The 14,714-nt window shown below is 42.5% G+C and carries 15 protein-coding genes, 1 tRNA gene and 1 pseudogene; 4 read left to right on the forward strand and 13 right to left on the reverse strand.

Features of this window, described 5'->3' with window-relative positions:
- Positions 1 to 77: 77 nt before the first annotated feature.
- From IYQ92_RS05890 to add, 13 genes are all read right to left on the reverse strand, one after another.
- On the reverse strand, positions 78 to 311 hold the full coding sequence (locus IYQ92_RS05890) for a hypothetical protein (RefSeq protein WP_195675798.1): 234 nt from the start codon (positions 309 to 311) through the stop codon (positions 78 to 80).
- On the reverse strand, positions 278 to 481 hold the full coding sequence (locus IYQ92_RS05895; RefSeq protein ID WP_195675799.1) for a hypothetical protein: 204 nt from the start codon (positions 479 to 481) through the stop codon (positions 278 to 280). The genes IYQ92_RS05890 and IYQ92_RS05895 overlap by 34 nt, the downstream gene beginning before the upstream one ends.
- A 62-nt stretch (positions 482 to 543) precedes the next feature.
- A complete protein-coding gene (ezrA, locus tag IYQ92_RS05900; RefSeq protein WP_195675800.1) occupies positions 544 to 2,268 on the reverse strand; it encodes a septation ring formation regulator EzrA in 1,725 nt (574 codons plus the stop codon).
- Between the two features lie 94 nt (positions 2,269 to 2,362).
- On the reverse strand, positions 2,363 to 4,318 hold the full coding sequence (gene gyrB, locus IYQ92_RS05905; protein WP_195675801.1) for a DNA topoisomerase (ATP-hydrolyzing) subunit B: 1,956 nt from the start codon (positions 4,316 to 4,318) through the stop codon (positions 2,363 to 2,365).
- Entirely contained in the window at positions 4,319 to 4,879 is a 561-nt protein-coding gene (locus IYQ92_RS05910) for an HAD-IA family hydrolase (RefSeq protein WP_195675802.1), read from the reverse strand. It abuts the gene before it with no gap.
- 107 nt (positions 4,880 to 4,986) lie between these two features.
- Positions 4,987 to 6,195: an FtsW/RodA/SpoVE family cell cycle protein gene (locus tag IYQ92_RS05915; RefSeq protein WP_195675803.1), complete on the reverse strand. Its 1,209-nt coding sequence runs from the start codon at positions 6,193 to 6,195 to the stop codon at positions 4,987 to 4,989.
- Between the two features lie 107 nt (positions 6,196 to 6,302).
- Positions 6,303 to 6,374: transfer RNA gene (locus IYQ92_RS05920), tRNA-Arg, on the reverse strand.
- 49 nt (positions 6,375 to 6,423) lie between these two features.
- Positions 6,424 to 6,771, reverse strand: coding sequence for a 50S ribosomal protein L19 (gene rplS / locus IYQ92_RS05925; RefSeq protein ID WP_195675804.1), 348 nt, complete (start codon positions 6,769 to 6,771; stop codon positions 6,424 to 6,426).
- A gap of 125 nt (positions 6,772 to 6,896) precedes the next feature.
- Entirely contained in the window at positions 6,897 to 8,105 is a 1,209-nt protein-coding gene (locus tag IYQ92_RS05930) for a voltage-gated chloride channel family protein (protein WP_195675805.1), read from the reverse strand.
- Positions 8,095 to 8,370, reverse strand: coding sequence for a chorismate mutase (locus tag IYQ92_RS05935; protein ID WP_195675806.1), 276 nt, complete (start codon positions 8,368 to 8,370; stop codon positions 8,095 to 8,097). The genes IYQ92_RS05930 and IYQ92_RS05935 overlap by 11 nt, the downstream gene beginning before the upstream one ends.
- A gap of 54 nt (positions 8,371 to 8,424) precedes the next feature.
- Positions 8,425 to 9,096 (reverse strand): TVP38/TMEM64 family protein, encoded by a 672-nt coding sequence (locus IYQ92_RS05940; protein ID WP_195675807.1) that lies wholly within the window; start codon positions 9,094 to 9,096, stop codon positions 8,425 to 8,427.
- A 72-nt stretch (positions 9,097 to 9,168) separates the two neighbouring features.
- Complete coding sequence (locus IYQ92_RS05945) at positions 9,169 to 9,612, reverse strand: flavodoxin (RefSeq protein WP_195675808.1); 444 nt, start codon at positions 9,610 to 9,612, stop codon at positions 9,169 to 9,171.
- Between the two features lie 61 nt (positions 9,613 to 9,673).
- On the reverse strand, positions 9,674 to 10,696 hold the full coding sequence (gene add, locus IYQ92_RS05950) for an adenosine deaminase (protein WP_195675809.1): 1,023 nt from the start codon (positions 10,694 to 10,696) through the stop codon (positions 9,674 to 9,676).
- A 559-nt stretch (positions 10,697 to 11,255) separates the two neighbouring features.
- On the opposite strand from add, the gene IYQ92_RS05955 reads away from it, so the two are divergent.
- The 4 genes and pseudogenes from IYQ92_RS05955 (at position 11,256) to IYQ92_RS05970 (ending at position 14,513) form a co-directional block, all read left to right on the forward strand.
- Complete coding sequence (locus tag IYQ92_RS05955) at positions 11,256 to 11,687, forward strand: GNAT family N-acetyltransferase (RefSeq protein ID WP_195675810.1); 432 nt, start codon at positions 11,256 to 11,258, stop codon at positions 11,685 to 11,687.
- 16 nt (positions 11,688 to 11,703) lie between these two features.
- Positions 11,704 to 12,654, forward strand: coding sequence for a DHH family phosphoesterase (locus IYQ92_RS05960; RefSeq protein ID WP_195675811.1), 951 nt, complete (start codon positions 11,704 to 11,706; stop codon positions 12,652 to 12,654).
- Between the two features lie 218 nt (positions 12,655 to 12,872).
- Positions 12,873 to 13,424 carry a carboxymuconolactone decarboxylase family protein gene (locus IYQ92_RS05965; RefSeq protein WP_195675812.1) on the forward strand — a complete coding sequence of 184 codons (552 nt, stop codon included), beginning with the start codon at positions 12,873 to 12,875 and terminating at the stop codon, positions 13,422 to 13,424.
- Between the two features lie 15 nt (positions 13,425 to 13,439).
- Positions 13,440 to 14,513, forward strand: a pseudogene (locus IYQ92_RS05970) (acyl-CoA dehydrogenase family protein).
- Positions 14,514 to 14,714 lie beyond the last annotated feature (201 nt).

The raw sequence follows: 14,714 nt of genomic DNA on the forward strand, positions 1-14,714 counted from the left end.
TATCAATCGTTTTTTGAGCTCTTTCTAAGTCAGCTTTTTTAGAAGCAATTTCCTTTTTAGCTGATTCAAGCTGCGCTTTAGCAGTAAGTTAATGCCTGCGCTTGTTGGCTTGTAGATGGTAAACCAGCTGTTTTCAGCTGCGCTTCTTGTTGAGTAATCTTTTGCTCATTTTGTTTGATTTCAGCTTCTTTAGAAGCAAGGATTTTCTTGCCATTATCAATCGTTTTTTGTTTGTCTGCTTTGATTGAGGCAATGCGTTTGGCACCGTTATCAGACACTAATGTTGCAAGGTCATCTTGGTGCTTAGACATTTTTTAGTGTAATTGTCTGTGTAGTAAGCGACATTTTTCAGGTCATTATAACGAACACGAGCAATCATGTAAACATCGCTATCAAAAGCAGATTCTGTCACCACACCGTAACCAGCAAGGTTACCAGTACCAGCACTACTTGACCCCATATTTAAAACAAAAATTCTCATCGCTTTGAACATCAAAATAGAGACTCACAAAAAGGTGAATCTCTATTTTTTAGGCTCAATTGTTAGAATCGAATTTGTTCACGTGTTTTTTCGTATGATGATACGAAACGGTCTGTGACACCTGGCTCAACTGTTTCTAAAGCGTATGAAATTTCTCCAAAGGAAGCTTCATAGTTATTTTCCACTTCGAATAAATGGAGCGCCTGTTCAAAACTTGCTTGGACAGCTGGTTCAAAGCTGCGATAACGATTTGAATATTGAAGAAGCTGCTCAGTCAAAGTAGCGTCTTGAACAACTTTGTAAGTCGTTGCTTCCAAGTTTGCGATAGCATTGTTTGTCACTTCTCTCAAACGAGAAACAACTTCAACATCAATACGTCCACGGCTCAATTCATCCATCAAGGTTTCCAACTGAGAACTTGTTGTAAAGAAAGTGCTCAAGAAATCTTGTGGGATGCCAGGAAGATTGCGTTTTTCCATGAATCGTTTAATCATATGCAACTTAGCCACATGATTTTCTAATTCTTCACGCGCTGATACTTCGATTTGCTCAATGTCCTTAATGGCATTGAAGACTTCCATTTGACCTTCTTCAATATTTGCTAAAATCTGAAGGCTACGGTCAAAGACTTCTCGAAGTTGTGAAAATGGCATCTCACCTTGACCAAAGTTAAGCGCCTCTGGCAAGACTTTCTCTTCCAAATTTTCCAATTCATTCGTAAAGTTTTGAAGGTTGAGGCCTTCATTTTCATTAAGAATGTATTTGGTTGAAAGACGTTTAATCTCAGCATCAAGTTGGTCATTGTTAGATTTAGCATGCGCCAAATAATCTGGGAAAATCTTGCTATCTTTCAAGGCTACTTTATGAGCAGCGATTTCTTGTTCAAATAGATCGTAAAGCCCATCAATTGTCGTTTGAATATGCTCATTTTCTTCACGCGCACGATCAAGGTCAAGACTCACTAATTCATCCGAATTTGAACGAATGGCTTCGCGAATTTCTTGGAAACGTTGCTCGATATCTTTTTCTTCAAAATGATAATTTTCTTCCAAAAGACGACGATAACCAGATTCCAAGTCATCCAACTGGTCTGGGAAATCATCTTCTAATTTAGCAACAATAGCAGGAATTTGCTCCGTAATCTGACCAAGGGCAATGGTATGCTCTTCGGCGCGATCAAGAATTTCAGACGCTTCAACAGGGTCACCAGTAGAGTTCAAGGTTACAAATTGTGAGAACTCTGTTTCGATATTCTTCATCTGCTTATTAATTTCTGGCATTGTTGAACCGAAATTATCCTCTTTTTCAGAAATTGAAGCTTGAAGGGTTTCGTAAAGATCCAAGGCATGTGTCACACGTGCGCTGTTCTTTTCTTCCTGAGCTCGAAGGACTGCTAGAGCGTCTCGAATAGCAGCAATATCTTCTTCAACGACTGTCAACTGGCTATCGACATTATCAATCTCATGCTTAGCACGGATGAAATTGAAAGTATCGTTAAGATTTTCAGCTTCAAAAATATGATTTTCAATATCGGTGAATGAATTTGTCGTTAAATCAACCCACTTTTGATTCCATTCGCGGAAAGTTGACTGACTTTGCCCAATAAGGTGTAAATCCCTGACTTCCTCAATTTCATCATGAACTGGTAAATCAAAAAGTGCTTGTTTTTTTTCTTCTAGGTTTGCGATTAACGAGTCATTTCGTTTTCTTATTATAACGCCGACTAGATAGGCAATAATCACTAAAACAACGATTGCCACTAGTAGCAAAATGATTCCGCTAGGCATCTGGATCTCCTTAAATTAGTCTAATTTTCTATAAACACACTATAACATTACGATTATAGCATACTCACAGGCATTTTTCAAAATAAACTCAGGATTAAATATCCAGTGTACTGTAAACGGCATTTTCTTCGATAAACTCACGACGTGGCTCAACACGGTCGCCCATAAGCATATCAAAAATCTTGTCTGCTTCTGCTGCATCATCAACAGAAACACGCGCCATCAAACGATTTTCAGGGTCCATAGTTGTTTCCCACAACTGGTGGTCATCCATTTCCCCAAGACCTTTGTAACGTTGAACAGTTGGTTTGGAACGGCCATTGCTGTAACGTTCCATCGCCAAGCGTAACTGCTCTTCTTGGTCAGCACCTGGTTGGATGTATTCTTTAATCTCAGAGCCAACCTTCACTCCATAAATCGGTGGTTGGGCAATGTAGACATAACCTGCTTCCAAAACAGGACGCATAAAGCGGTAAATCAAGGTCAACAAAAGGGTACGGATATGAGCGCCATCGACATCGGCATCGGTCATGATAACCAATTTTTGATAACGAGCCTTGCTAACATCAAAATCAGCACCAAAGCCTGTTCCCATGGCTGTGAAGAGACTGCGGATTTCTTCGTTAGCTAGAATCTTGTCCATGCTGGCTTTTTCAACGTTAAGGATTTTACCGCGAATTGGCAAGATAGCTTGGTACTCACGGTTACGTCCTGATTTAGCGGAACCACCAGCGGAGTCCCCTTCGACGATGAAGAGTTCATTCATTTCAGCGTTGTTAGATGAACAGTCTGCCAATTTACCAGGGAGATTTGAGATTTCAAGACCTGACTTTTTACGAGTCACTTCACGCGCTCGTTTAGCAGCGATACGCGCTTTTGATGCCAAAATACCTTTTTCCACAATCTTCTTAGCAATCTGTGGATTTTCCAAAAGGAAACGGCTGAAAGCTTCACTGAAAAGACGATTAGTGATTTTAACCACTTCTGAATTTCCAAGTTTAGTTTTGGTTTGCCCTTCAAACTGCGGATTTGGGTGCTTAACCGAAATAACTGCTGTCAAGCCTTCGCGGACATCCTCACCAGACAAGTTATCATCATTTTCCTTAAGAATTTTATTTTTCTTAGCATAATCATTGATAACACGGGTCAATGCAGTGCGGAAACCTTGCTCATGCGTTCCACCTTCATGCGTATGGATATTATTGGCAAAAGACATGACCGTTTCATGATAGCCAGTTGTGTATTGCATAGCTACTTCAACAGAGATGCCGTCCATTTCACCTTCTGTGTAAATAGGTTGTTCGAAAATAGTATCCTTGTTTTCATTGATAAATTGGACGTATTCTGAAATACCGCCTTCATAATGATAGTGGCGTTCATTCTTTTCTTGACCTTCACGTTTATCCGTGATTGAGATACGGAGACCACGATTCAAGAAAGCTAATTCTTGGACACGCTTAGCTAATTTTTCAAAATCAAAAGTAGTTGTTTCAGTAAAGATTTCTGGGTCTGGCGTGAAGTGAACGGTTGTTCCTGTGTGGTCAGTTTCACCGATGACTTTTAAATCATCAACAACATTGCCACGTCTGTATTCTTGGTAATGAATCTGACCATTTTTATAAACACGAACATCAAGTTGTGTAGAGAGGGCGTTAACAACAGATGACCCTACGCCGTGAAGACCACCAGAAACTTTATAACCGCCTCCGCCAAATTTTCCACCTGCGTGAAGCACAGTGAAAACTGTTTCTACCGCGGGACGACCTGTTTTTTCTTGGATGCCAACTGGAATTCCACGTCCGTCGTCTATAACTGTGATTGAGTTATCTGGCTCAATGAAAACTTCAATATGGGTCGCAAACCCTGCCAAAGCTTCGTCAATAGAGTTATCAACAATTTCCCAAACCAAGTGATGCAAGCCTTCTTTTGAAGTGGATCCGATATACATTCCTGGACGCATACGAACCGCTTCAAGACCCTCTAGAACCTGAATCTGACTAGCATCGTATTCCTTAGCTAGTTCTTCTAAATTTTTTGTTTCTTCTGTCATCTATTTTACAATCTCCATTAGGGACTTACTACCGTCGACAAGTAAGGTGTCAAAACCTGCTGCTTGTCCTGCTTCCTTATCAATTTCACGATCACCGATAACCAGACCATTCCGAATGGCATACTTATGCTTTAAGTAAAGCATGCTTTCTGGATTTGGCTTACGAGCAAAGCCATTCTCAGATGTCACAACCTCTGTAAAATAGGAGGACAAGCCTGTTTTTTCTAAAATCGTCAGAACTTGAGCGTTGCGATGCGACACCAAAAAATTGCGACCACCATCTGCTACGATTTTCGCCAAAATATCCTTAGCACCGTCAAATAAGCGTGGACAAGCTAGCTGTCTCGCTTCTTCTGCCTTGTAGGCCTGTAAAAAAAGTGGATTGTTAGGGATAAAATAGGCTACCGCTGCATCAGTTGATTCCTTGAGTTTCTGATAAACCTCATCATGGTCTGCTTTGATGCCAAATGCCTCTAAAACAGTGACAAATGCTTGCGTTGATGTCTCGTAATTATCAAGCAAGGTACCACCCAAATCCCAAATATAATCGTGATAATTCATACCTTTTATTATAGCATAATTCTGCTTATTTTTATAGTTTGAACCTGCAATTTAAGTCCTTGTCAACCAAAAAGAACAGACCACTTTTGCGACCTGTTCTTGCTTATTTAAGCCTTCCTTCTGCTGAAATGTTGATCGATTTCTTTCTCACGCGCCAGCTCATTTTGATAAGCCATGGATAGCACCAAACCGACACCGATGAGGTTACTGATTAAGGAGCTTCCGCCTTGTGAAATAAAAGGAAGAGGAATCCCCGTCAAAGGCAGGATGCCAATAGCTGCGCCAATATTTTCGAAAATATGGAAGAGAATCATCATGATAAATCCAGCGGAAATGTAAGTGTAAAAGCGGTTATTAGACTCTAGCGTCACACGAAGCATGCGGTAAATCAAGAGAAGGTAGAGGGTCAAGGTCACAGCTGCGCCGATAAAGCCAAAATCTTCAGCGATAACCGTGAAAATCATGTCACTTTCACGAACGGGAACTGACAACTCAAGGTGATTAAAGCCTTTACCAGTCAAGCCACCACTTCCGATAGACACCATACCCTGTGTTTGCTGGTAGGCAATGGTATCTGCGAAGCTAAAGGGATCTAGCCAGGCGGAAATACGGTTAATTTGGTAGGTATCCATTCCCATGTGATAGAGAAATTCCTTGCCATTTGGCAGTAAGAAAATCAACATGAACAGCCCAGCAAATAAAGCGATGACGCCCATCACCGGTAAGATAATCCACCAGGAAATACCTGATACTAAAATTAAACCCGCTAAGATTGCCATAAAAACCATAGCCGTTCCCAAGTCCTTTTGCAATCCCAGCAAAATCATGACCGGCAGGGTAATCAGAGCGTACAGAGCCAGTAACCTCCAATCATCTCGGAGAGTCGTTTGACGATTTCGCTGATGAAACCAGACAGTTACCCGTGCTAGCAAAAGAATATAGGAAATTTTCATAAATTCAGAAGGCTGGAAGAGGGTTACCGAACCAATCGTCACCCAGTTTTTTGCCCCTGTTGATGCCACCACTTGAGGGCTGAAAAAGATTAAAGGGAGCACCATCAGAGCAAGACCAAAACCGTATAAATAAGGAGTGGTTTTCCAAAGAAATTCCGTGCTAAACAGCATGACCACTAGGGAAATCAGACAGCCTAAGAAAATCCAAATTCCCTGCTGAATCATCACCATCGTCACCGAGTTAGGATAATCATTTTTCGTTGCAATATAGATGGCAACTAGACTTATCACTAAAAGAAAAAATACCGGTAATATAACCGAGTAATCGACACGACTATCAAATGCTTGCTTGTTCCGTCTCATGATACTTCCTTCAAATTTGCTAAGGAATATTATACCATGTTTTTGGGCGATGAGGTGTAATAATTTTAGAAAAGAAAATGCTCCTAGACAAGACTAGAAGCATAAAATGTCCCCTGCCGGAATCGAACCAGCAATTACTCCTTAGGAGGGAGTTGTTATATCCATTGAACTAAGGGGACCTATGAAAAAATCTGCCACTGGGACAGACTTTTTACCGAAATAATAAGATTATTTACGGATTTCTTTAATACGAGCTGCTTTACCTTGAAGAGCACGCAAGTAGTAAAGTTTCGCACGACGTACTTTACCGTAACGTACGACTTCAATTTTATCAACGCGTGGTGTGTGAAGTGGGAAAGTACGTTCTACACCGATACCGCTTGAGATTTTACGAACTGTGTACATTTCTGAAATCCCTTGACCTTTACGAGAGATAACAACACCTTCGAAAAGCTGGATACGTTCGCGAGTTCCTTCGACAACTTTTGCGTGAACGCGAACAGTGTCACCAGGACGGAATGATGGGATATCAGTACGAAGTTGACCTTCAGTCAAACTTTGGATTAATGGATTCATTTTATTCTCCTATCTTTGTCAATCTTAGGCGCTTTTAAGCCCAGCGGATAAACTGTATTTTCGTGCGTCCATTACGCACTCTTATCATTTTAGCAAATGGGCTAGCGCTTGTAAAGTACTTTCTCTTAAGAAAGTTCAACTTTTTGACCGCCATAGATGCTATTTTGTCGATTCAAAGCATAAGCTATGCCACATACGATGAAAAAGGCTGGCGTATTAGCAAATCCAAAGACCTCTCCACCAATGAAAATCGGTGCCAAGAATGTATTGGTCGCGGAGCCAAAGACGCTGGCATATCCCAACGCAGCCACTAATTCCATCGGCAAACCAATAAGACCAGACAAGGCAACTCCGAGACTAGCCCCCATGGCAAATAGTGGCGTCACTTCGCCCCCTTGATAACCAGCCGACAAGGTGATAACCGTCAGCAAGAGCTTGAGCAACCAGTCATAGCTGTAAATCTGACCGCCTGTAAAACTGGCTGAAATCAAGTTGGTACCAAGTCCTGTGTAACGACCCAAATGCAGGGCTAGAAAAAGGACGCTCGCTACAAGACCGAGAATTCCGATGCGCCAGTAAGGATTTTCAAACTGCTTAGCAGCCCATTTTTTACCTTTTCCTAATAAGTAGGCAAAAAGATTACCGCACAAACCAAAACAAAGCCCTAAAATCACTAATTTTACAAAGGATTCGGGGGTCATGTCCAAACTTTTTTTGATGGGAACCGCAAATTTTTCCAGCCCTAGGCCATGCGATGTCCAGGCGCTTGTAAAGGATGCAACCACGACTGGTGCTATCGCTGTCAAAGCTAAGCGACCAACCACCAACACTTCTGCTGCAAAGAAAACAGCTGCTATCGGGGTCTGAAATAGCCCTCCAAAACCAGCTGCCATTCCCATCACCAAGAAGAGACGAGAGGCGTTTGGAAAATCACTGAAACGATTGAACCAGTGCCCAACAGTCGCTCCAATCTGCACCGCAACACCTTCACGGCCAGCACTTCCGCCAAATAGATGCGTCAGCCATGTTGTCAACATGACTAGTGGAATCAAGCGCTTAGGAATACGGTCGTCATCACCATGCCCAACATCGAAAACCAAGCCCATACCCTTGCTACTCTTGCCACCCCATTTTTGATAAAGAAAGACAATCAAAAGTCCAGCCAAGGCTAGAAATGGGACCAGCCACAGAATGTGCTGGTCTCGAAAGTCACCGATAGCAATCAAAACACGGCCAAATAAGGCTGTAATAGCCCCTACAATCAGCCCAATCAAAAGGCTAAGCAAGATGAGGACGCCGTACTGTCCGCATTTTTTGATAACATCACTTGTCATCTGACAAATGCTCCTCCTGATAAGCTCGGGAAGCCGCCATCATATCTGCGAAAGTTCTGACGATGGCTTTTTCAAAATCTTTGTCCTGAACTCGGCTAGCCACTTTCTCAAGTACCGCCAATTCGCGTTTGCTGTCCAAAACAGCTTTTCCTATCGCCTTTTTATAGGCTGTTACTTGCGTGACCAATTGCATGCGCTTTTCTAAAAGAGCTACCAAGTCTTGGTCAACCTGGTCAATCTCCTGACGAATATGTTCTAAATCCATAATAGACCTCCTTGATCGCCTCTTATTAATTATAACAAAAATCATAGCAGTCTGCTATGACTTTTTCCTAGACTCACTCCATTTAAAGATGATAAGGCCAAGGACAAGAATGACTCCAATGACAATCAACCATTTCAACTGACCTAAAATCAAGACATGACCACCCAAAGCATAGATTAAGCTGGTTGGAAAGACGCTGATGAGCACGCAGGGCAACCATTTTTTCCAAGGAATATTGGTAATGCTGACGTAATAATTGACAGCTAGGGTTGGTACAAAGGGAAACATGTAGCCCATAATGATAGCTAACATGGGACTCTTAGATTTTGGGATGTGTTCTAGCTGCTGCAGCAATTTTTCTTCGCGTTCAATGCTGATTTTCCCAAGAAGCCAGCGCGCCAGACAATTTCCCAGAGTATTTGCCAGAAGATTCATCCCTAGACCAAACAACGGACCAAAGACCACACCATTTAGAATGGCCAAAACGGCATTGGACATAAAGGGAACGGCAGAGCCGAGAGCTGTTAAAATAATCAGAATGACGAAATTAGGTGGTGTAGCTTCGCTCACATTTTTCAATAAATCCCTAAATCCAGCACTAGGGTCAAAGGACTCAAAGATGGGATAGTAATGATAGAGAAGAGTGAGCAGATAAAAAAGCACCATCACCAAGCCAATTCTTGAGAGAATCTTTCCCAGATGCGTCAATCTAAAATGCTTTTTCAATCTTCCACCTCACTTTCCATGACTAGAAAAAGCTTGACCGCAAAGCCAAGCCCTTCTTCTTATCCTTGAGATTTACCCAATCTTTTCAGAGATTGTCTCAGCAAATACTTCAAGATTTTCGATATCTTCGTCTTCAGCTGACAAGTCAACTTTGACAGAATCTGCACCCTTTTGGGCACCGGTCATCGCAAATTGGTCTTCAAATTCATCAACTGATTTACAAAAGTAATCGTAGAAGGTATCCCCTGAACCAACCACACCGAAAATTTTACCTGACAAATCAACATCTGCCAAATCTTCATAGAAATCAACAATTTCATCTGGAAGGTCACCGTCACCGTAAGTGTAAGTGGCAACAATAGCAACATCTGCATCTTCAAAATCAGCAGCATCAACGGTTGTGCATTCGTCCACTTCAACATCGTGTCCTAATTCAGTGAATTTATTAGCGACAATATCTGCAATTTCTTCGGTATTTCCTGTCATACTGGCATAAACAATCTTTACTAAGGCCATAATTTCCTCCGCATGTTTAAATTATCTCTATTTTAGCATAATTTTCAGTAAATGCTAAGACCTATTTTAAAAAGACAGCGTAGTTTTCTTGGAGCTTACGCAATAGCTGCGCTTTTTCAGCTGCTGTCGTGAAGGAAGCTGAAATGGCATTTTCATTAAACTCAAGAAAATCAGCGGTGCTGGTCCCAAAATAATCAACAAAAAGCCCATATTCCTTGGTTAAATTAGTGTCTGAAACGGTACGGTTGTCCGTGTTAATAGTGATTTTAGCGCCAGCATTTTTCAAATCCCAATAAGGGAACTCTTCAATGGTCGGTGCTGCCTTTGTTTGAAGGTTAGAGGTCAGGCAGATTTCAGCCGTTGCGCCCGCTGCCACAAAGGCCTTCAAAATGTCTGGTTGATTGTGGATAGCAGTGACGTGACCCATGCGCTTGATGCCTAGAGCTAGGATGTCTGCGATATGGTTGGGGCAACCACATTCGCCAGCATGGAAGGTTATGGGATAACCTGTCGCCTGCACTTCTTTAATCAAGGCTTCAATTTTTTGAGGTGGGAAGCCGTGTTCGTCACCTGCGAAGTCAAAGCCAGCCAAGCCTTTTGGTGCCAGCTCTGCGATGGCTTCAATAATTTCTCGGGTCACTGCTGGTGATGACTGACGCATGCCACAAACCAAGGCACGCGCAGTGATACCAAATTCCTTTTCAGCGTCAGCCAATCCTTCCAAAACCGCAAGAACCGTGTCTGTCGCGCTAAGTCCCTCATCCATGGACAATTCTGGCGCAAATCGAATTTCGGTGTAGATGACATTTTCCTCTGCTGCTTGGCGAGCGACGTCATAGGCTGCCAAACGCAGAGCTTCCTTGGTCTGGAGGAGCGGGCGGACAAAATCAAAAGTCACCAGATAATCCATGAGGCTTTCCGCATGAGCAGGTGCCGTCACCAGCTTTTTCAAATCCTGGTCTGACTCAGGAAGCTTGATGGCTGCCATCTGAGCCAACTGACGGATAGCTGTCAGGGAAAGGGAACCGTCCAAATGACAGTGTAATTCGGTTTTAGCTATTTTTTTCAAGAATGTTTTGTCCACAATAGTCTCCTTCAAAGTATTTTTACTATTTTAACATAAAATTCCAATAATTCAAGGTAAAAAATTACAAAAAACGAACATTATTGCCATCCTATAACTCTCTTTTTCCAAACTCAGACTCGGTTTCTCTGCTCGTAGAATTTTTTTGATGGACAAAGGGCTAAGGCATTTCAGTCGGTTATGGGTTTATCAAGCGACAACGGTTGGTGACTTACTGCTGACTGGAAAGGGCTTGTCGGAGGTTCTGACGACTTCTCGCTCTTTGGAAAATACCTGTCAAACACTACGACGGTTTCTCGCTCTTTAGAAAACGACTGTTAGAGACTCAGGCAACTTGTCGCAAGTTTAATTCTGCCTGTCAAAAATTTTGATAGATTGCTGCAACTCGAATTCTAACCATCAAAAATTTTGATGACTTGCCGCAACTCGGATGCCACCCGTCAAAAATTTTAACGCCCACCACTACTTGCAAGCCAAACGCCACTCCCTAAAATATAAGCCAGTCTGTCAGCCAGATTAGCTCTTTCATGTTATAATATAGTAACTATGGAGGATAACTATGTGGATTGTCAAACCCTTTAATCAATTAAACACACAAGAACTTTTTCTGATTTACCAAGCTAGAACGACTGTTTTTGTGGTTGAGCAAAACTGTCCTTATCAGGAAGTTGATGATGACGATTTGTCAGCTATACATGTCTTTGACCTTCGCGATGGACAGATTGCTGCCTACTGCCGCCTAATTCCAACTGACAGTCAAGTGAAGCTGGGACGTGTTCTGGTTAGCAAAGATTTCAGAAAAGACGGACTGGGACGCGATTTGGTACAGAAGGCTCTGCAAGTAGCCAAACAAACAGGTTTCCAACTCCCTGTCTATGCACAGGCGCAAGCTTATTTGGAAAAATTCTATGCTTCTTTTGGCTTCAAGGCCACTTCCGAGGTTTACCTAGAAGATGATATTCCACACCTTGACATGATTCTCACCGCTTAAGAAAGGATTTCTACCAATGTTTCAAGACATTTTAGCTAAAATTAAAGCCTACGACACCATTATCATTCACCGCCACATGCGCCCAGACCCCGATGCTATCGGCAGTCAAGTCGGTCTGAAAGAAATTATCAAGCATAATTTCCCTGAGAAGAGAGTTCTAGCAGCTGGTTTTGATGAGCCGACACTCACATGGATTGCTCAAATGGACCAGGTGACTGACGAGGATTTCAAAGGCGCTTTAGTCATTGTCACAGACACTGCCAATACGCCACGAATTGACGATGAGCGCTACGCTACCGGTGACTTCCTCATCAAGATGGACCACCACCCAAACGACGATGTTTACGGCGACATTTGCTACGTGGATACCACTGCCTCAAGCACCAGCGAGATTGTTACGGACTTTGCCTTGAATACTGGCTTGGCACTATCTGACGCTGCTGCCCGTGTGCTTTACAACGGCATCGTCGGTGATACCGGTCGCTTCCTCTACCCAGCAACCACCAGCAAAACCCTCATGATTGCTAGCAAACTTCGCGAATACGACTTTGACTTTGCCGCTATGGCTCGAAAAATGGACTCATTCCCTTACAAAATCGCCAAACTTCAAGGCTTTATCTTCGATAATCTTGAGGTCGATGATAATGGGGCTGCGCGCGTCTTGTTGACACAAGCCGACCTTAAGCACTTTGAGGTGACAGATGCTGAGACGGCAGCTATCGTCGGAGTCCCTGGAAAAATTGATATCGTGGAAAGCTGGGCCATCTTCGTTGAACAAACAGACGGTCACTACCGCGTCCGCCTCCGCAGCAAATCAAAAGTCATCAATGAAATTGCCAAACGCCACGACGGCGGCGGACACCCCCTAGCCAGCGGAGCTAATTCTTACAGTTTAGAAGAAAATAACCAAATCTACCAAGAAATCAAAAATATCTTGGCAGACAAAAAGACTAACTCATCAAATTAACTCCCTAACAGCTCAGAAGGAAAATTCCTTTTTATCAGTTTCATATTTGTAAAGTTCTAGCTAGGGGTACAAGCCTAGCTAGGATTTTTTACATGGCTGCGTAAGCATTAACACCTATATCATTAATTTTTCTTATGGACAGTCATAAAAAAGATAGATTATTCAAAAAAACGGTCTCATAGTAAGATAGAAGTATTACTAGTAAAGGAGCACTTATTATGCCAACATTTACCATACATTCTATTGAGACTGCACCTGAGGCAGTTAAAGACACTCTTCGTACCGTTGAAGCAGACAACAACGGCTACATTCCTAACCTCATTGGTCTTTTGGCTAATGCACCAACTGCACTAGAAACTTATCGAACGGTTGGTGCCATTAATCGTCGGAATTCGTTGACGCCGACTGAACGTGAGGTAGTTCAGATTACAGCAGCTGTAACCAATGGCTGTGCCTTCTGCGTGGCTGGTCACACAGCCTTTTCAATCAAGCAAATCCAGATGGCACCTGACTTGTTGGAAGCCCTTCGTAATGTGGCACCTATTGATGAAAATCCTAAGTTGGACACGCTGGCTAAGTTTACCATTGCTGTCATTAATACTAAAGGCCGTGTTGGTGAGGAAGCCTTTGCCGATTTTCTAGAAGCTGGTTATACCCATGAAAATGCCTTAGATGTGATTTTAGGGGTTAGTCTGGCAACGCTCTGCAATTATGCCAATAATTTAGCCGACACTCCAATCAATCCCGAATTGCAGCCTTATGCCAAGTGATGAGGAGAGATGCCTATGACCTATTTTTCAGAGGAATTTATAGATTGGTTGGATGCCCATGCGGATCAGCTTGATAAAGAATCTGGGCAAGTCGCGGATGCTCTCTTTGAAAAAATAGCTGAGCAGGGGGTGTTTACTATTGGAGTGCCTCAAGAATTTGGTGGACAAGGAGGAACTAAGGCAGATGTCATTGCTTTCCTTTCTAAATTAGCTCAACATTCGCTGACTGCTGCCTTTATTTCTTGGGGACATCGAACCTTTATCGAAAATATCATAGCTAGCCAAGCATCATTTGCCAGAGAGACTTAGCTACCCGAATTATTAACAGGAAAACGAGCAGCTGGAACCGCCTTTTCCAAGGCTACAAAATTTTTATCAGGCATTGAAGAGCTCAACGTGAGCGTCTATGAAAAGGCGGGGCAATATTTTCTAAGAGGAATATTGCCTTGGGTGACCAATCTTAGAGCTGATAAATTTGTTGCCATCTTTGTAGCTAGTTTTGAAAATTCATCGCGAGCTCCGCTCATTATTGCTGTGCCGTCAGAGGCCATCGGTTTGACACGGTCAGCATATTTAGAATTTGTCTCACTGCAAGGGGCAAATACGGCTGCGCTAACATTTCACGATGTTGCCTTGGATTGGAATTGGGTGCTGTCAGAAGATGCTGAAGCTTTCTTGGCTCAAACACGGCCTGAATTTCTAGGTTACCAATTTGGCTTGGCCTTCGGTTTGGCAGAACGATCTCTGAGCGAAGTTGCGCAAAATCTTTCTAGCAATTGATCTGTTTTAGAGGAAGAATATCAGGATACTCTGGCTAAGTTAGAAAGAATCAAATCTGATTTATTGTCTGGACTTGAGCAGGAGGATTATTTCATCCATAATCCGCGCCAGCTATTTGAGTTAAGAATTGCCATCGTTGATGTGGTGGCTGCCAGTCTCCTTTTAGAACTGCAAGCTAGTGGCGGTCGTGGCTATTTCAAACAGTCGCAGTCTGGCTTCATCCGTCGTTGGAATGAAGGAGCCTTTTTGCCTATCGTGTCACCAAGTGCGGTGCAGTTACGCCTAATTTTGGATAGGGCACCATCATAAACCAAGAATAATCCTCTTCTTAATAATTCTTTAGATGCTATCTAGCACCCCAAGTGTTACCGAATTAAAAATAAGGTAACTTCGCAAAGTAAGTTCCACTATATTTAGAAGTGGAACTTAGTCTACGAAGAAATGATAAAACTAGTGGAAATCTGTCTCAGACTAAATTCCGCTAGTTTTTAAAAAGCCTAATTTACCGTT

This window comes from Streptococcus sp. HF-1907, from assembly GCF_015594605.1.
Taxonomy (GTDB): domain Bacteria; phylum Bacillota; class Bacilli; order Lactobacillales; family Streptococcaceae; genus Streptococcus.